At 40.9% G+C, this 18,551-nt stretch carries 19 protein-coding genes and 1 other annotated feature; all 19 genes read left to right on the top strand.

Annotated elements, in window-relative coordinates; translation table 11 throughout:
- The first annotated feature begins 17 nt into the window (after positions 1–17).
- The 19 genes from polA (at position 18) to galE (ending at position 18,549) form a co-directional block, all read left to right on the top strand.
- The gene (gene polA, locus ETB99_RS08800) at positions 18–2,645 is read left to right on the top strand and encodes a DNA polymerase I (RefSeq protein ID WP_171700409.1); all 2,628 of its coding nucleotides are present in this window, start codon (positions 18–20) and stop codon (positions 2,643–2,645) included.
- Between the two features lie 18 nt (positions 2,646–2,663).
- Positions 2,664–3,485 carry a DNA-formamidopyrimidine glycosylase gene (gene mutM / locus ETB99_RS08805; RefSeq protein WP_129000703.1) on the top strand — a complete coding sequence of 274 codons (822 nt, stop codon included), beginning with the start codon at positions 2,664–2,666 and terminating at the stop codon, positions 3,483–3,485.
- A gap of 66 nt (positions 3,486–3,551) precedes the next feature.
- Positions 3,552–4,175: a sporulation membrane protein YtaF gene (gene ytaF / locus ETB99_RS08810; protein ID WP_006323535.1), complete on the top strand. Its 624-nt coding sequence runs from the start codon at positions 3,552–3,554 to the stop codon at positions 4,173–4,175.
- 8 nt (positions 4,176–4,183) lie between these two features.
- Positions 4,184–4,789: a dephospho-CoA kinase gene (gene coaE / locus ETB99_RS08815; RefSeq protein ID WP_006323530.1), complete on the top strand. Its 606-nt coding sequence runs from the start codon at positions 4,184–4,186 to the stop codon at positions 4,787–4,789.
- 107 nt (positions 4,790–4,896) lie between these two features.
- A complete protein-coding gene (locus ETB99_RS08820; protein WP_006323528.1) occupies positions 4,897–5,925 on the top strand; it encodes a glyceraldehyde-3-phosphate dehydrogenase in 1,029 nt (342 codons plus the stop codon).
- Between the two features lie 241 nt (positions 5,926–6,166).
- Positions 6,167–6,541, top strand: a complete 375-nt coding sequence (speD, locus tag ETB99_RS08825) for an adenosylmethionine decarboxylase (protein ID WP_012574217.1) — start codon at positions 6,167–6,169, stop codon at positions 6,539–6,541.
- Between the two features lie 75 nt (positions 6,542–6,616).
- Positions 6,617–7,009, top strand: a complete 393-nt coding sequence (locus ETB99_RS08830) for a cytosolic protein (RefSeq protein WP_077429314.1) — start codon at positions 6,617–6,619, stop codon at positions 7,007–7,009.
- Positions 7,010–7,071: 62 nt separating this feature from the next.
- The gene (nrdR, locus tag ETB99_RS08835) at positions 7,072–7,542 is read left to right on the top strand and encodes a transcriptional regulator NrdR (RefSeq protein ID WP_077429315.1); all 471 of its coding nucleotides are present in this window, start codon (positions 7,072–7,074) and stop codon (positions 7,540–7,542) included.
- Between the two features lie 33 nt (positions 7,543–7,575).
- Positions 7,576–8,973: a replication initiation and membrane attachment family protein gene (locus ETB99_RS08840; RefSeq protein WP_171700410.1), complete on the top strand. Its 1,398-nt coding sequence runs from the start codon at positions 7,576–7,578 to the stop codon at positions 8,971–8,973.
- Between the two features lie 10 nt (positions 8,974–8,983).
- The gene (gene dnaI, locus ETB99_RS08845) at positions 8,984–9,916 is read left to right on the top strand and encodes a primosomal protein DnaI (RefSeq protein ID WP_171700411.1); all 933 of its coding nucleotides are present in this window, start codon (positions 8,984–8,986) and stop codon (positions 9,914–9,916) included.
- 62 nt (positions 9,917–9,978) lie between these two features.
- The gene (gene ytxC, locus ETB99_RS08850) at positions 9,979–10,833 is read left to right on the top strand and encodes a putative sporulation protein YtxC (protein WP_171700412.1); all 855 of its coding nucleotides are present in this window, start codon (positions 9,979–9,981) and stop codon (positions 10,831–10,833) included.
- A gap of 294 nt (positions 10,834–11,127) precedes the next feature.
- Positions 11,128–13,059 carry a threonine--tRNA ligase gene (gene thrS, locus ETB99_RS08855; RefSeq protein ID WP_129000699.1) on the top strand — a complete coding sequence of 644 codons (1,932 nt, stop codon included), beginning with the start codon at positions 11,128–11,130 and terminating at the stop codon, positions 13,057–13,059.
- Positions 13,060–13,176: 117 nt separating this feature from the next.
- Positions 13,177–13,300, top strand: a sequence feature (ribosomal protein L20 leader region).
- A gap of 25 nt (positions 13,301–13,325) precedes the next feature.
- The gene (gene infC, locus ETB99_RS08860; RefSeq protein ID WP_006323512.1) at positions 13,326–13,868 is read left to right on the top strand and encodes a translation initiation factor IF-3; all 543 of its coding nucleotides are present in this window, start codon (positions 13,326–13,328) and stop codon (positions 13,866–13,868) included.
- A 19-nt stretch (positions 13,869–13,887) separates the two neighbouring features.
- Positions 13,888–14,088, top strand: a complete 201-nt coding sequence (gene rpmI, locus ETB99_RS08865; RefSeq protein WP_003397838.1) for a 50S ribosomal protein L35 — start codon at positions 13,888–13,890, stop codon at positions 14,086–14,088.
- Between the two features lie 18 nt (positions 14,089–14,106).
- Entirely contained in the window at positions 14,107–14,466 is a 360-nt protein-coding gene (rplT, locus tag ETB99_RS08870; RefSeq protein WP_003397837.1) for a 50S ribosomal protein L20, read from the top strand.
- Between the two features lie 61 nt (positions 14,467–14,527).
- Positions 14,528–15,016, top strand: a complete 489-nt coding sequence (locus tag ETB99_RS08875) for a dUTP diphosphatase (RefSeq protein ID WP_171700413.1) — start codon at positions 14,528–14,530, stop codon at positions 15,014–15,016.
- Positions 15,017–15,071: 55 nt separating this feature from the next.
- Positions 15,072–16,157, top strand: coding sequence for a M42 family metallopeptidase (locus tag ETB99_RS08880; RefSeq protein WP_171700414.1), 1,086 nt, complete (start codon positions 15,072–15,074; stop codon positions 16,155–16,157).
- 227 nt (positions 16,158–16,384) lie between these two features.
- On the top strand, positions 16,385–17,566 hold the full coding sequence (locus tag ETB99_RS08885) for a galactokinase (RefSeq protein WP_171700415.1): 1,182 nt from the start codon (positions 16,385–16,387) through the stop codon (positions 17,564–17,566).
- Positions 17,563–18,549, top strand: a complete 987-nt coding sequence (gene galE / locus ETB99_RS08890; protein WP_171700416.1) for a UDP-glucose 4-epimerase GalE — start codon at positions 17,563–17,565, stop codon at positions 18,547–18,549. The genes ETB99_RS08885 and galE overlap by 4 nt, the downstream gene beginning before the upstream one ends.
- Positions 18,550–18,551: the final 2 nt, after the last annotated feature.

Here is an 18,551-nt window from a genome sequence, read left to right on the forward strand (position 1 = left end):
AAGAGGAGGTTTTCGGTTTGGCAAACAAACTCGTTTTAATTGATGGCAATAGCATCGCTTATCGCGCTTTTTTTGCATTGCCGCTCTTACATAACGATAAAGGCATTCATACAAACGCTATTTATGGTTTTACAATGATGTTAATGAAACTCATTGAAGAAGAAAAGCCGACGCATATGCTCGTTGCGTTTGACGCAGGAAAAACGACATTTCGTCATGAAGTATACACAGAATATAAAGGTGGGAGACAAAAAACGCCACCGGAATTATCGGAACAGTTTCCGTTTTTACGCGAACTGCTTGATGCATATAACATTCGTACGTACGAACTTGAAAATTATGAAGCAGACGATATTATCGGAACGCTTGCCACCAAAGCAGAAAAAGAAGGCTTTGACGTCGTCATTATTTCGGGAGATCGCGATTTAACACAATTAGCGTCGGAACGTATTCATGTTCATGTCACGAAAAAAGGCATAACAGATATGGAGCGATATACACCGGAATACGTATTTGAGAAGTATGGACTAACGCCTGCACAAATTGTTGATTTGAAAGGATTAATGGGCGATGCATCAGATAATATTCCAGGCGTTCCGGGAGTCGGAGAGAAAACAGCATTAAAATTATTAAAAGAATATGGAACGGTTGAACATGTACTTGCCTCACTTGAACATATTTCTGGAAAAAAATTGAAGGAAAACTTACAAACGTACCGTGAACAAGCGTTACTAAGTAAACAGTTGGCAACCATTCATCGTGATGTTCCATTGACACTATCGCTCGATGAGTTAGCATGGCAGTCGTATGATGCAGAACGGGTAGCAGCGCTATTTCAAGAGCTTGGTTTCACTTCGCTTATGGACAAAATTGGTCAAATTTCACAAGAACAACTATCATTAACCGATATTTCGTTTGTTACGGTTCAAGCGATTGATGAGCACATGTTGACAAAAGAAGGTGCACTTGTTGTTGAAGTGATGGATGCGAATTATCATCAAGCACCAATTATTGGATTTGCACTTGTAAATGAGCGTGGACACTTTTTTATTCCGACGGACATAGCTCTCGCTTCATCACGATTTAAAAGATGGCTTGAAGATGAGCAATGTAAAAAAAGTGTGTTTGATGCCAAACGAGCGATCGTTGCGCTGAAGTGGAACGGTATTGAACCTAAAGGTGTCGATTTTGATCTATTATTAGCTGCATACTTGCTCAATCCGACCGATGCGAATGGGGATGTGGCGGCCGTTGCAAAAACGAAGCAATATACGGATGTACAAAGCGACGAAGAAGTATATGGAAAAGGAGCGAAACAAGCTATTCCGCCGACAAATGTATTAGCTGAACATCTCGTACGAAAGGCGAAAGCGATCGCTTCGTTGAAAGAAACATATATTCAAGAACTAAAGCGAAATGAACAATTTGAATTGCTTGTACATTTAGAATTACCGCTTACATTTATTTTAGCACAAATGGAATTTTACGGTGTGAAAGTGGATGTTGATCGTTTGGAACAGATGGGAAAAGAGTTTACTGCCCAACTCGAACAAATTGAGCAACGCATTTATGAACTTGCAGGAACAACGTTTAACATTAATTCTCCGAAACAACTAGGAACGATTTTATTTGAAAAACTTCAGTTGCCGATTGTGAAAAAAACGAAAACGGGTTACTCTACCTCCGCGGACGTTCTAGAAAAATTAGCGCCATACCATGAAATTATTGAGCAAATTTTACACTATCGTCAGCTCGGAAAATTACAATCCACATATGTCGAAGGATTAATGAAAGTCGTCCGAAAAGATACAGGAAAAGTGCATACGATTTTTCAACAAGCGTTGACTCAAACGGGACGTTTAAGCTCTACAGAGCCTAATTTACAAAATATTCCGATTCGTATTGAGGAAGGAAGAAAAATTCGTCAAGCGTTTGTCCCATCCTCAGACGATTGGGTTATTTTTGCAGCTGATTATTCTCAAATCGAGTTGCGCGTTTTAGCGCATATTGCCAATGATGAAAATTTAATTGCCGCGTTTCACCACGACCTTGATATTCATACGAAAACGGCGATGGATATTTTTCATGTCAAGGAGGACGAAGTGACCGCTCATATGCGCCGTCAAGCGAAAGCAGTCAATTTTGGCATCGTTTATGGGATTAGCGACTACGGATTATCGCAAAACTTAGGCATCACGCGCAAAGAGGCAGCCGAATTTATTGAACGATATTTTCGAAGTTATCCGGGTGTAAAGCGGTATATGGAAGAGATCGTACAAGATGCAAAACAAAAAGGGTATGTGACGACATTGCTTCACCGTCGTCGTTATTTGCCGGATATTACAAGTAGTAATTTTAATGTTCGTAGTTTTGCGGAACGGACAGCGATGAACACGCCAATTCAAGGAAGTGCGGCCGATATTATTAAAAAAGCGATGATTGATTTGGCTAATCGTTTACATGAAGAACGACTGCAAACTCGTTTGTTGCTGCAAGTACATGACGAATTGATTTTAGAAGCACCAAAAGAAGAAATTGAATTGTTGAAAAAAATCGTACCAGATGTGATGGAGAACGCAGTATCATTACGTGTTCCGTTAAAAGTCGACTATCATTTTGGCCCAACATGGTATGATGCGAAGTAACGAAAGGGGGGAGCAACCATGCCAGAATTGCCTGAAGTCGAAACGGTACGACGTACACTTCTTTCTCTTGTTGTTGGTAAAACGATCGAACGTGTGAAAGTGCATTGGCCAAAAATCATTCAGCACCCTGATGTAGCTACGTTTTGTGAGCGTCTGAAAGGACAGACGATTCACAATATCGGGCGGAGAGGTAAATTTTTGCTTTTTCAATTGGATGATGTCGTCCTCGTTTCTCATTTGCGGATGGAAGGACGTTATATATATGAAAAAGAAGATGCTCCATTTGATCAACATACACACATTTTTTTTACATTCACAGATCAGACGGAACTTCGTTATCGCGATGTGCGCAAATTTGGTACGATGCATTTATTTAATAAAGGTGAAGAATTACGTGTCCCTCCTTTATCAAGTATTGGGGTTGAGCCGTTCGATGAGCAATTTACGGTTGCATGGCTTACAGATCAACTTCAACGAACAAAACGTACAATAAAAGCGACATTGCTTGATCAAACGATTGTCGCAGGATTAGGCAATATTTATGTCGATGAAGTATTATTTCGTTCGTCCATTCATCCAGAGCGGACAGCAACGACGTTAACGATACGGGAAATCGAAGCATTACATGAGGCAATTGTTCAAACGATACAAGAAGCGATTGAAAAAGGTGGGAGTACCGTTCGAACATATGTGAATACGCAAGGGAAGACAGGGACGTTTCAAACGCAATTGTATGTATACGGTCGTGCCAACATGCCGTGCCGTCGTTGTGGAAATCCCATTTCCAAAACAACTGTAGCCAATCGCGGCACACATTATTGTAAACATTGTCAAACGTAGTGTAAGAACATTGCCTAGACCTCTTCCATATACTATGGTAGCTTTTCAAGGAAGGGGCGGGCGTATATGATTACATGGTCTTTATTTTTGCTTGCGTTTGCTGTAAGCATTGATGGGTTGACTGTCGGTATTACGTATGGTATGCGGAATGTACATGTTCCGCTTCGTTCGTTGCTGATTATTTCGTTTTTTTCATGCATGACATTTTTAGTAGCGATGGGCATTGGTCGCATGTTATATATGTTTTTTTCGCCAACCGTTGCCAACGCAATGGGTGGGGGGATATTAATCATATTAGGATTATGGATGCTCATTCAATTTATGCTTAAAAGCGATGATAAGGAAGAAAAATTTTTAATGAACGTAGAAATTCGTTCGCTCGGCATTGTCATTCAAATTTTGCGCAAACCAACGATGGCTGATTTTGACCGTTCAGGAACGATTACAGGGATGGAGGCTGTATTTTTAGGAATCGCCTTGTCGCTCGATGCGTTTGGAGCAGGCGTAAGCGCGGCGCTTTTAAACTATTCGGTAGCGTTTACTACATTTCTCGTTTGCTTGCTTAGCTTTAGTTTCTTATTTAGCGGGTTGAAAATTGGAAAATCGTTTAGAAAGTATGACTGGCTACAAAAATACTCGTTTTTACCTGGGATTATGCTTATTGTCATTGGTATTTTTAAAATGAGATAGGGGTGAAGGTGGTGTTAACGATCGGATTAACAGGGGGCATCGCAAGTGGAAAAAGTACGGTCGCGGCGATGTTCCGTGACTTACATATCCCTGTCATTGATGCAGATGAAATCGCTCACCGTGTCACAGCCATCGACGGTGAAGCGTATCAACTAATTGTTGAGACGTTTGGAAGCGACATTTTAGACTCAAATGGTGCGATTGATCGACGTAAGCTTGGTGCGATCGTATTTCATGATGAACAAAAGCGAAAACAGTTAAATGCCATTGTTCATCCGCTCGTACGTAAACATATGCTACAACAAAAAGAGCAATATGCAAGAAAAGGGGAAAAAGCTGTTGTTCTCGATATTCCGCTTTTATTCGAAAGTAATTTAGAACATCTCGTTGATCGTATTCTCGTTGTGTATGTAGATGAACAAATTCAACTTCGGCGCCTTTGCGAACGCAATGGCTTTTCGTTTGAAGAAGCATGGGCGCGTATAAAATCGCAAATGCCGCTCGAACAAAAACGAAAAAAAGCAGATGCTGTCATCGATAATAATGGAACGATCGAACAAACGAAACGACAACTATACGAACGCTTAGTTGAGTGGGGTATCCTTGAAAAATAGGACGCCCTTTTTTTATTTTTTTATAGCATAAACACTTTAAAAATGTTATACTATTTTTGTGTATAACAGATAAACAGTATAACACATATATTGAAAGGGGCTATATAATGAAAGCGAGAGTAGCGATTAACGGGTTCGGACGCATTGGACGTATGGTGTTCCGAAAAGCTATTATGGACAATGATGTTGACATTGTAGCCATTAATGCGAGCTATCCGCCTGAAACGTTAGCTCATTTAATAAAATATGATTCGAACCATGGTAAATTTGATGGGGATGTCGTTCCTGTTGAAGATGGTTTAATTGTAAATGGAAAAAAAGTACAACTATTAAATTCACGTGATCCACGACTATTACCGTGGGGAGAGCTTCAAATCGATATCGTTATCGAAGCAACGGGAAAGTTTAACGCAAAAGAAAAGGCGATGATGCACGTTGAAGCGGGAGCAAAGCGCGTCATTTTAACTGCACCAGGAAAAGATGAAGATGTGACGATTGTAATGGGAGTCAATGAACATATGCTTTCTCCAGAGCACGTCATCATTTCAAACGCTTCATGCACAACAAACTGTTTAGCACCTGTTGTGAAAGTGCTTGATGAAGCGTTTGGTATCGAAAATGGACTTATGACAACTGTTCATGCCTACACAAACGATCAAAAAAACATCGATAATCCACATAAAGATTTACGTCGAGCACGTTCATGCGCACAATCGATCATCCCGACAACAACAGGTGCGGCTAAAGCGTTAGCACTTGTATTGCCACATTTAAAAGGAAAAATGCATGGTATGGCATTGCGCGTTCCAACACCAAACGTTTCACTTGTTGACGTCGTTGTCGATGTGAAAAAAGATGTCACAGTCGATGAAGTGAATGAAGCGTTTATGCAAGCAGCTCGTGGGGAGTTAAAAGGCATTTTAGACGTGACGATGGAACCGCTTGTATCCATTGATTTTAATACAAATCCACATTCTGCGATTGTTGATGGGTTATCGACAATGGTGATCGAAAATCGAAAAGTAAAAGTGTTAGCGTGGTATGATAATGAATGGGGCTATTCATGTCGCGTTGTTGATTTAACAAAACTTGTTGCGAAACAATTGTTAAAAAATGAAACGGTTGCGATGTCATAACGCTGGGGTTCCCAGCGTTATTTTTCTACCCATTTTTTAAAAAAATAAAAAACGATATTGAAAAAAATATATAAACGAAGTATACTATGTTTCGTGAACTTCTTGAACGCGTGGTAATGTGACTACTTAAAGGGTTAGGACCTCTTTGGACTAACTTTCCCCCGTGGTAGTTATACATTCCAGAAAGCAAAAGAAATTCATCGTTTATTTTTTTCAAAATTTATAAAAGGGGGATACGATCATGGATACAATGGGTCGTCACGTTATCTCAGAACTTTGGGGATGCGATTTTGATAAGTTAAATGACATGGAGTTTATTGAAAAAACATTTGTTGATGCAGCGTTAAAGTCTGGTGCTGAAATTCGTGAAGTTGCGTTTCATAAATTTGCACCACAAGGTGTTAGTGGCGTTGTTATTATTTCTGAATCACATTTAACTATTCACAGTTTTCCAGAGCATGGTTACGCGAGCATCGACGTGTACACATGTGGGCATCTAGATCCAACGATTGCAGCTGACTATATTGCAGAAGCATTAGGTGCACAAACGCGTGAAACAATTGAATTGCCTCGTGGTATGGGTCCAATTGAAATTAAACAAGCAAAAGCTTTATAATAAAGTGTAAGAGGAAAAGAGGTGTAGATTCTGCACCTCTTTTTTATCATTCATTGAAAAGTGAGGAGACGAACAGTGAAATGGAAGCATATATTAACAAATCATAATGAAACATCTGAACGTCATCCGGATGAGCAGCTAAAAAGCCGTTATTACAAAACGACACAATCCACTGCATTACAAGTAGTGAAAGAAATGTTTGAACAGATGGACGGGTGTCACATTGTTGCCGTCTCAGCAGAACGAGGAGAAATAAGTGTATCACTCACGAAAGGAAGAAAAGTATTTATCGTCGCAACTATTGTTTCTGTTCGTCCATTTGAAACAGCTATTGATTTTTCAGTTACGACAGAAACAAAATGGTTTCCAATTGACTTCGGATTTAGTCGCCAACTCATTATTCGTTTATATGATCAATTAGAGAAAAGACTCCCATATATCGGATCGGGAATATATGGGGATAAGTAGTTGTATATCCGCCTTGTTTTGTCTACTATAAAAGTAAAATTACTGCTAGGGAGCTGATACATATGAAATGCCCGTCGTGTCACCACAACGGAACGCGTGTGCTCGACTCGCGTCCTGTTGATGAAGGGCGTTCTATTCGTCGCCGTCGTGAATGTGAACGTTGCCATTTTCGATTCACAACGTTTGAAAGGGTGGAAGAAACACCGTTAATTGTTGTGAAAAAAGAAGGAACGCGAGAGGAATTTAGCCGTGAAAAAATTTTGCGTGGTCTTATTAAAGCGTGTGAAAAGCGACCGGTTGCGCTTGAACAGCTAGAGGAAGTCACGCAACAAATTGAACGAGAGTTGCGCAATAGCGGGATCAATGAAGTGAAAAGCGAAACGATCGGTGAAATGGTGATGGAACGCTTGTCCAAAATTGACGAAGTCGCTTATGTTCGTTTTGCTTCTGTATACCGCCAGTTTAAAGATTTAAACGTCTTTATCGAGGAATTAAAAGAACTAATAAAAAAAGAACAAGGAGAAAGGGCATAATATGCTCTTTTTCATATGAAGAAGGTCGATAATATGGAATATAGCTGGAAAGAATTAATTGCGGTCGACCGATATATTGTCCACGCCAATGGTGTTTTAAGTGAACTAGATCGGAAAGTATTGACACTTTTATATCAACCGTTAATTGGTGCGCAAGCGTATAGTTTATATATGACGTTATGGAGCGAACTTGAGCAAACACGCTTATGGAGTGAAGAGACGACACACCATAGTTTAATGGCAATTATGCAATGCAGTTTGCCAACGATATACGCTGAACGTTTAAAACTTGAGGGAATCGGGTTGTTAAATACGTATATGAAGCGAACGAATGCAGATGATGAACGCGTATTTATTTACGAGCTTCGCCTTCCCCTTACACCAGAACAATTTTTCACTGATGGTGTGTTAAATGTATTTTTATATGATCGTGTAGGAAAAACGAAATTTCAAAAGTTGAAAAAGTTTTTTTCTGATCGTGCTATCGATCGCACTTCTTTTGTACCTGTGACGCGCTCATTTCACGATGTATTTTCATCGATCCAGCCTGAAAAAATGATTCATAAGTTAGGCGACGAAGCGAAACAAGAAGTAACGCTCCAAGACGGGCATCAGTATATAGGAAAAGAACAAGCGATGTATACGATGCAAGATGATATATTTGATTTTGACGCATTTTATGCAGGACTGTCTCATCATCTCGTCCCACGTCGTGCGATTACTGCAAAAGTGAAAGATGCGATCAAAAAGCTAGCTTTTTTATATGGCATTGGCCCGCTTGACATGCAAAAAATTGTGATGAGCGTCATCGATCCCGCAGAACAAATTGATATCGAATCATTAAGAAAAGCGGCGCAAGAATGGTATCAATTTGAACGTGGTGAGGCGCTTCCGCGGCTATATGATCGCGTGCAACCGTTAGCGGAGCGGACGATGGCGCATGTCGAGCCAAAAAACGAAGAAGAATATTTAATGAAACAGCTCGAAACCGTTTCACCGAGACAGTTGCTTATGGACTTTTCTGGTGGAGCTGAACCGGCGTTAGCGGATTTGCAGCTAATTGAAGAAATGATGTTTAAGCAAAAACTGCCACCAGGCGTCATGAATGTGCTTATTTATTACGTCATGTTACGTACAGATATGAAGCTTCCGAAAAAATATGTAGAAAAAATTGCTAGTTCGTGGGCGAGAAAAAAAGTGCGTACGGTCAAACAAGCGATGGAATTGGCGAAAAAAGAAGCGCGTGAATACGAAACATTTATGAAAGAAAAAGAGGAAAAAGGGTCGAAAAAGCCGATTCGTACTGAGATGTTGCCAGATTGGTTACAAACAGACTATTCACAATTTGAACGAAAACAAATGAGATCGGAAGAAGAGCTAGAACAAAAACGGCGCGAGTTGGAAGAACGGTTGAAAAAGCCGAAAAGTTAGGGGATAAATGATGAAACCAATTCGGGAAACTATCCACCATTTGATGAATCGTCATGATTTTAAAGAACGATATGAGGCGATGAAACGCGATATTTTAAACGATCCACACGTTCAATCGTTTTTACGTGGTCATGATGTGACAGATGCGATGTTAAATCGCCATCTTGGCAAATTGTATGAGTTTGTACAACAAAGTAAACATTGTGAGCGTTGTTCAAGTTTAGAACAGTGTCCTAATTTGCTGAAAGGTTATACACCACATTTAATTTGGCAAGGGAAAAACATTGATGTGCAATACGAGCGCTGCGCTCGCAAAGTGCAAGAAGATGAACGAAAAAAACAACAATCGCTCATTCGTAGTTTGTTTATCCCGCGTGATATGTTACAAGCATCATTTGATAAGCTAGAAACGGACGATCTTGGGCGTATTGAAGCGATCGAACTTGCGAATACATTTGCATCGACGTATGAAGTAGGTAAACGAATAAAAGGGCTATATTTATATGGATCATTTGGAGTAGGAAAAACATACTTGTTAGCAGCGATGGCGAATGAATTAGCTCAAAGACATATTGCTTCATTTCTTGTGTACGTGCCGGAATTTGTTCGTTCATTAAAATCGTCGCTTCAAACGGATGCGTTTCAAGATACGATTGAATACGCAAAACAAGTCCCTGTGCTTATGCTCGACGATTTAGGGGCAGAACTTATGTCAAGCTGGTGGCGCGATGAGGTGCTCGGGCCGATTTTACAATATCGCATGCTTGAGTATTTACCAACATGTTTTACATCCAATTTTGACTTAAAACGTCTTACTCATCATCTCGCCCATTCGCAGCGCGGTGAAGAAGAACAAGTGAAAGCGGCGCGAATGATTGAGCGAATTGTCTATTTAGCTACTCCGATCGAAATGAAAGGAAAAAATCGCCGAATCGACATGTGATAAACGTTCGGTGTTCCCCATATATATAAAACAAGCATGTTTTTGGAAAAGGGGGGGCACCGTTGATTTATATCGTATTTCAAGATGGACAAGATGCGCAACGACTATTTGCTGAATTAAGTAAAGCACCACAACCGTATGGGAAATTGCTTTACGATGACAAGACGATTACTATTTTCTTTCATGAACAAGATGTTGCGCACATGCGCGCATTGTTTATTCCGATTTTTACTTCATGTATCATTCGAGCGTTTGAAGCACGTTGGATTTTATCGATCATTTCACGCACATTTTTTTACGAAAATGAAGAAGAACAACAACAAATTTTACAGCTCGCCTGTTCGTTTATTGAAGGGGAAAGGTACGATTATCGCCCTAGGAAAAAAGCGAATATATCGCGTGAACAATTAATTGCACAATCGTTGCACGAATGTTTGCATGAAGGATTGTTTTCGTTTGAGTCGCTTATGACTTTCCGTTTAAAACCGTATTACGATCGGCTGATGCATTATGTTGAATTAGCGATCGATGAATACAAACTAGAGCAAGAATACCAGGCGTTTGTTCATATGTTGCGTGAAATTGTTGCATTACGTCAACCGCAAATGAACGCTCTTCACGTATTATATGAGCACGGATCGTTTCAATTTTTCGATGAGCGATTCGTCTACTTGTCACCTCAGCAGCTGAAGCAGTGGATTGACCGTAGATTGATGGTGAGTCAGCCGATGTATATTGATACATCTGTATTAGCACCGCTCGTCTCTATTGCGCCAGAAAAAATATGGATATATACCGATGTGACAGATGTTGGGATGATTCAAACGATTCAAAACGTATTTCAAGAGCGAATTGAGCTACGAACACCTCTTGATTTTCCAAAAAAATATGCTTATAATGACATACATAATGAATAAGGTCAAAAGTGATGATGAGGACATGGGTGTATTTTTACGGTTCACAGAGAGGGAAGGCATAGGCTGAAACCTTCCTAACACGAAGAATGCACTTACCACCTCTAAACTTCAGCAGTGAACAATGGGACGATTACCCGTTTAGTAATTGCTGACGGTTTGCGCCGTTATCGAAATGAAGCCGTTTATACGCTCGCTGTTATTCGTATAAGCGGGAAGAAGGGTGGAACCACGAAACCAACTCGTCCCTCGTTTTTGGGACGGGTTTTTTTATTTTTAAAAAAGGAGTGAATAGCTTTGGCGGATGTAGTAAAAATTACATTTCCAGATGGAGCAGTAAAGGAGTTTCCGAAAGGAGTGACAACGGAAGACATTGCGGCTTCCATTAGCCCAGGACTGAAGAAAAAAGCGATTGCAGGAAAGCTAAATGAGCGCATGATCGATTTACGCACACCGATTGAAGAAGATGGCGCCATTTCAATTATTACACAAGATATGCCAGAGGCGCTTGATATTTTGCGTCATAGCACAGCGCACTTAATGGCGCAAGCGGTGAAACGACTATATAAAAATGTAAAACTTGGCGTTGGACCTGTTATTGAAAATGGTTTTTACTATGATATTGATGTCGATGTACCAATTACAGCAGAAGACTTACCAAAAATCGAACAAGAAATGAAAAAAATCGTAAAAGAAAACTTAGACATCGTTCGAAAAGAAGTGAGCCGTGAAGAAGCAATTCGTCGCTATGAAGAAATTGGCGATCCGTTGAAAATTGAACTCATTCACGATATTCCAGAAGGAGAAGTTGTCTCTATTTACGAACAAGGAGAGTTTTTCGACCTTTGTCGAGGCGTGCATGTGCCATCAACAGGAAAAATTAAAGAGTTTAAACTGTTAAGCGTGGCAGGTGCGTATTGGCGTGGCGACAGTAAAAACAAAATGTTGCAACGCATTTACGGCACAGCCTTTTTCAAAAAAGAAGACTTAGACGAATATTTACGTCTTTTACAAGAAGCAAAAGAGCGCGATCATCGCAAGCTAGGAAAAGAACTTGATTTATTTATGACATCACAAAAAGTTGGACAAGGATTGCCACTTTGGCTTCCAAAAGGTGCGACGATTCGCCGAACAATTGAACGTTACATCGTCGATAAAGAGCTATCCCTCGGTTATCAGCACGTATATACACCGGTGCTTGGTAGCGTGGAATTATATAAAACGTCTGGCCATTGGGATCATTATAAGGATGGCATGTTCCCACCGATGGAGATGGATAATGAGCAGCTCGTATTACGCCCAATGAACTGTCCACATCATATGATGGTATATAAACATAAAATTCATAGCTATCGCGAGTTACCAATTCGTATCGCGGAGCTCGGTACGATGCACCGTTACGAAATGTCAGGAGCGCTTACAGGCTTGCAACGGGTGCGTGGCATGACATTGAATGATGCACATATTTTCGTGCGCCCAGATCAAATTAAAGATGAGTTTAAGCGCGTCGTGAATTTAATTTTAGACGTATATAAAGACTTTGGTTTAACAGACTATTCATTCCGTCTATCGTATCGCGATCCGCAAGATAAAGAAAAATATTATGACGACGATGCGATGTGGGAAAAAGCACAAAGCATGCTAAAAGAGGCAATGGACGAGCTTGGGCTTGACTATTACGAAGCGGAAGGTGAAGCGGCGTTTTACGGTCCAAAGTTAGATGTTCAAGTGCGTACGGCGCTAGGAAAAGACGAGACGTTATCGACTGTTCAGCTTGACTTCTTGTTGCCGGAACGTTTTGATTTAACATATATCGGTGAAGACGGAAAACCGCATCGTCCGGTTGTCATCCATCGCGGTGTCGTATCGACGATGGAACGCTTCGTTGCCTTTTTAATTGAAGAGTACAAAGGAGCGTTCCCAACATGGCTAGCACCTGTACAAGTACAAGTGATTCCAGTCGCTCCATCTATCCATATGGACTATGCGTATGAGGTGAAGCATGCGCTACAAGCTGCAGGTATTCGTGTTGAAGTCGATGAGCGTGAAGAAAAAATCGGCTATAAAATTCGTGAAGCGCAAATGCAAAAAATTCCGTACATGCTCGTTGTCGGCGATAACGAAGTAAAGGAGAAGGCGGTAAACGTGCGAAAATACGGGGAACAAAAGAGCGAAACGATGCCGCTTGATGCGTTTGTTGATTTCATCACAAAAGAAACGCGTAAATAAATAGTTGCAATTTTTTTCGATGTTTGTTATAGTGTTGCTTGTTGTGAGAAACGAACGTTAGTTGACAATGTATTCCCGTTTATGGTATATATGTTAGAGTAAAAATAAATACTTGTTTGACACAAGCAGAAGCACCCGCTTCTCACCTGATGGACGCCGTAAGGCTGTTAACAGGTTCATGACAAAACAAATGTTGTGAGTGAGACGTGTGGGTGTATTGTGCCCACACGTTTTTTGTTGTGTGCGTTCTGCTTTAACAAACAAGTTTGAAAAAACCGTGGAGGTGGCTAGTTATTAGCAAAGATTTTATTATTAATGAAAACATTCGGGCACGTGAAGTTCGTTTAGTCGATCCAAACGGCGAGCAGCTTGGGATTAAGACGAAACAAGAAGCGTTAGAAATTGCAGCGCGTTTAAACTTAGACTTAGTGATGGTTGCACCAAATGCGAAACCGCCAGTATGCCGCATTATGGATTACGGTAAATTCCGTTTCGAGCAACAGAAGAAAGAAAAAGAAGCGCGCAAAAAGCAAAAAGTAATCAACGTGAAAGAAATTCGTTTAAGCCCAACGATCGAAGAACATGACTTCAACACAAAATTGCGCAACGCGCGGAAGTTCCTTGAAAAAGGAGATAAAGTGAAAGCGACAATTCGCTTTAAAGGACGTGCGATTACGCATAAAGAAATTGGTCAGCGTGTGCTTGATCGATTTGCTGAAGCGTGCGCGGATATTGGTACGGTTGAGACGGCTCCAAAAATGGATGGCCGCAGCATGTTTTTAGTGCTAGCACCGAAAAACGACAAATAACAAAAGGGAGGAACACCTTATGCCAAAAATGAAAACTCACAAAGGCTCAGCGAAGCGTTTCAAAAAGACAGGAACAGGTCAATTAAAACGTTCACACGCATTCACTAGCCACTTATTCGCAAATAAAACACAAAAACAAAAACGTAAACTTCGCAAAGCAACACTTGTATCAAAAGGCGATTTCAAACGCATTCGTCAATTGTTAGATAACGTAAAATAATTTTAGGAGGGAAATGTTATGCCACGTGTAAAAGGCGGTACAGTCACACGCAGACGTCGTAAAAAAATTCTTAAACTAGCAAAAGGATATTTCGGTTCAAAACATCGTTTATATAAAGTAGCAAACCAACAAGTGATGAAATCGTTAATGTACGCGTATCGCGATCGTCGCCAACGCAAACGCGATTTCCGTAAACTTTGGATTACGCGCATTAACGCTGCAGCGCGCATGAACGGTCTTTCTTACAGCCGTTTAATGCACGGATTAAAGCTTGCAGGAATCGAAGTAAACCGCAAAATGCTTGCTGATTTAGCAGTAAACGATGCAGCAGCATTCACACAACTTGCAAACATCGCAAAAGAAAACTTAAACAAGTAATAAAAGAAATGACCATTCTCCCTTGAGGGGATGGTCATTTTTTGTAAGAGGGGGAGAAAAAATGGATATAAGAAAATTATTTGCTATGCAGCGGCAATTGGACGAACGAATTGAGACGGAGCGCGGATTGCGCGGTGAACGTTTAGTTGAACGGAAATTGTTAGCTCTTCTTGTTGAAATCGGGGAACTTGCGAATGAAACGCGTTGCTTCAAGTTTTGGAGTTCAAAGCCACCAGCAGCAGTCGAAACGATTTTAGAAGAATATGTCGACGGTCTTCATTTTATTTTATCGCTCGGACTAGACCTTTCTCTTGATAAGCATGTTCAATGGCCAAACGTTGAAGAAAGCGAACCGCTTGTTGATCAATTTTTACGCGTATTTGAGGCGGTTCATGCGTTTCGGATGAAGTTAGACATCGAGGCATATAACCAATTAGTATATGCGTACGCTAAGCTCGGTCATGCGCTTCAATTCACTGCTGAGCAAATCGAACGAGCGTATGTCGCAAAAAACGAAGTGAATCATGAACGGCAAAGTCACAATTATTAACAACTGTCAAAATGTTTAGTATAATGAATGTTGTACATAGAGAGGAGTGACATACGTGAAAAAATTAGATGAAACGTTAACGATGTTGAAAGCGTTAACGGATGCGAAAGGTGTTCCAGGGAATGAGCGAGAAGTGCGCGAAGTGATGAGATCGTATATCGCTCCGTATGCGGATGAAGTGACGACTGATCGTCTTGGGAGCCTCATTGCGAAAAAAGTAGGAAAAGAAAATGGACCAAAAGTGATGATTGCCGGTCATTTAGATGAAGTAGGCTTTATGGTGACGCAAATTGATGAAAAAGGTTTTATTCGCTTCCAACCGCTCGGTGGCTGGTGGGGGCAAGTCATGCTTGCTCAGCGCGTGACAATCGTGACGAAAAAAGGCGACATTACAGGTGTTATCGGATCGAAACCGCCGCACATTTTACCAGTTGAAGCGAGAAGAAAAGCTGTTGAAATAAAAGATATGTTTATTGACATCGGAGCTTCGAGCCGTGACGAAGCAGTCGAGTGGGGGGTGCGCCCTGGCGATGCGATTGTACCATATTTTGAATTTACGGTTATGAACAATGAAAAAATGTTGCTTGCGAAAGCATGGGATAACCGCATCGGTTGCGCAGTTGCTATTGATGTGTTGAAACAATTAAAAGACGTTGAGCATCCAAACGTCGTATACGGCGTCGGAACCGTACAAGAAGAAGTAGGCTTGCGCGGGGCGCGAACATCCGCTTTTGCGATTGAACCAGATATTGCGTTTGCGGTAGACGTCGGCATCGCTGGCGACACACCAGGTGTATCAGAAAAAGATGCTATGGGGAAACTTGGCGGGGGCCCACATATCGTCTTATACGATGCAACGCTCGTTTCTCACAAAGGATTGCGAGAATTTGTCGTTAACGTTGCGGAGGAAATGAACATCCAGTACCGCTTTGACGCGATGCCAGGTGGTGGAACGGACGCTGGTGCGATCCATATGACGATGCGCGGCGTTCCAGCGCTCACCATTTCCATCCCAACACGCTACATTCACTCTCACGCTGCCCTTCTTCATCGCGATGACTACGAACAAACAGTAAAACTACTAGTCGAAGTCATTAAGCGTCTCGATGAAGAAAAAGTGAAAGAAATTACGTTTGATTAAGAGAAGAGAAGTCGACTCGAATAGGGTCGACTTTTTACTTTTTTCAGAAAATTTTTATTGACTTAAGTTAAATAATTTACTAAAATTTTTACTAACAGAAGTAAGCGCTTACTAAAATAAAACTTATTTCTAGGGGGAGATAACAATGAATAAGAAAAGGTTATTTAATTTCTGATTATTTAGGTAACTAGTATTAAAATAAATTTAAGTAAAAGTGGTGTTCTAGAATGATTGAACATTTAAAAAATGAATATATAAAAGTATTTCAGGGGGGATATGGAAGATCATCTGTCTTCTTTGCCCCCGGCCGTGTTAATTTAATTGGAGAACATACAGATTATAACGGCGGATATGTGTTACCTTGCTCATTGCATATCGGAACATATGCGGTCGCTCGGTTGAATGATGATGGGATGATTCGGCTCTATTCAAAAAACTTTCATGAAGATGGAATTGTCTCTGTGACAAAAGACGAACTTGCATATGACGAACGTCATGGATGGGCGAATTATCCGAAAGGAATGATTCGTGCGCTCATGCCAAAAGATGTACAAAGCGGGATTGACGTCTTATACTATGGCAATATTCCGAATGGGGCTGGATTATCTTCGTCTGCGTCGATTGAGCTCGTTACGGCCGTCATGTTGAACCATTTGTTTGAATTAAATATCGAGATGTTGGAATTAGTGAAGATTAGCCAACAAGTAGAAAACGAGTATATCGGTGTCAATTGTGGCATTATGGATCAATTTGCGGTTGGAATGGGAAAAGCAGGTCATGCGCTACTGCTCGATTGCCAAACGCTTCAATACGAGTATTTGCCCCTGTCTTTGGAAGATTGCTCGATCGTCATTGCAAATACGAATAAAAAGAGGGGATTAGCTGATTCAGCATATAACGAGCGCCGTGCGACATGCGAGCAGGCGTTGACGAAATTACAACAATATGTACGCATCAACTCGCTTGGAGATATGACGATGGAACAGTTTAATCAATATGCACATGTATTGTCTCCGATCGAACAAAAAAGGGTGCGACATGTCGTTTCAGAGAATGAGCGGACAAAGCAAGCGGCTTTTGTTTTACGCCAAGGAGATTTGCATACATTTGGACAATTGATGCGTCAATCACATGAATCATTGCGTGATGATTATGAAGTGACGGGAAAAGAGTTAGATACGCTTGTTGAAGCGGCATGGAAACATGAAGGTACAATAGGAGCACGTATGACGGGGGCAGGCTTTGGTGGTTGTACTGTAAATATTGTAAAGGACGATCATATTCCATCGTTTATTGAGCAAGTCGGTCAAATGTATGAAATGGAGATTGGTTATGCCCCAAGTTTTTATGTAGCTAAAATTGGCGATGGGGCAAAACAGCTTACAAAAGAAGGAGAGAGCATACGATGATTCTCGTTTGCGGTGGGGCTGGATACATTGGAAGTCATGCAGTGTATCGTTTAATCGAAAAAGGAGAAAGAGTTGCTGTCGTGGATAATTTACAAACAGGACATCGAAAAGCTGTTCATCCAGAGGCGATATTTTATGAAGGTGATATTCGTGATCGCCACTTTTTAAGCAACGTATTTAAAAATCATGAAATCGATACAGTGATCCATTTTGCAGCACATTCTCTTGTTGGAGAAAGTGTGAAACAGCCGTTAGCTTATTACAACAACAACGTTTATGGAACAGAAGTGTTGCTTGATGTGATGAATGAATATGGCGTCAAACAAATTGTTTTCTCCTCAACGGCTGCGGTGTATGGGGAACCAAAACAAATTCCGATTCAAGAGGCAGATGAAACAAATCCTGAAAGTCCGTATGGAGAAACAAAACTAGCGATGGAAAAAATGATGAAATGGGTGAACGTTGCACACGGTATTCGTTACATTTCTTTACGATATTTTAATGTTGCTGGAGCGTATGGAACGATGCTTGGTGAAGATCATCGTCCGGAGACCCATTTAATTCCGCTTATTTTGCAAGTACCGTTACGGAAACGAGAAGAGATTCATATTTTTGGAGATGATTACGACACGCCTGATGGCACGTGCATTCGTGACTACATTCATGTGCTAGATTTAGTCGATGCTCATCTATTAGCGGTAGAAAAACTAAGAAACGGTGGGGAAAGCAACATATACAATTTAGGAAATGGCAACGGTTTTTCTGTAAAAGAAGTCATTGAGGCTGCACGACGCGTGACGGGACATCCGATTCCTGAAAAAGTTGTGCCGAGACGACCTGGAGATCCTGCGCGTTTAGTTGCTTCATCGGAAAAAGCAAAACGTGAACTTGGCTGGAAACCGTTATACACAACGATTGAAGAAATTGTTGCTTCAGCATGGGAGTGGCACGAGGCGAATCCGAACGGATATGAAGAGGTGTAACT

Origin of the sequence: Anoxybacillus sp. CHMUD, from assembly GCF_013096965.1 — a bacterium.
GTDB classification, from domain to species: domain Bacteria; phylum Bacillota; class Bacilli; order Bacillales; family Anoxybacillaceae; genus Anoxybacillus; species Anoxybacillus kestanbolensis_A.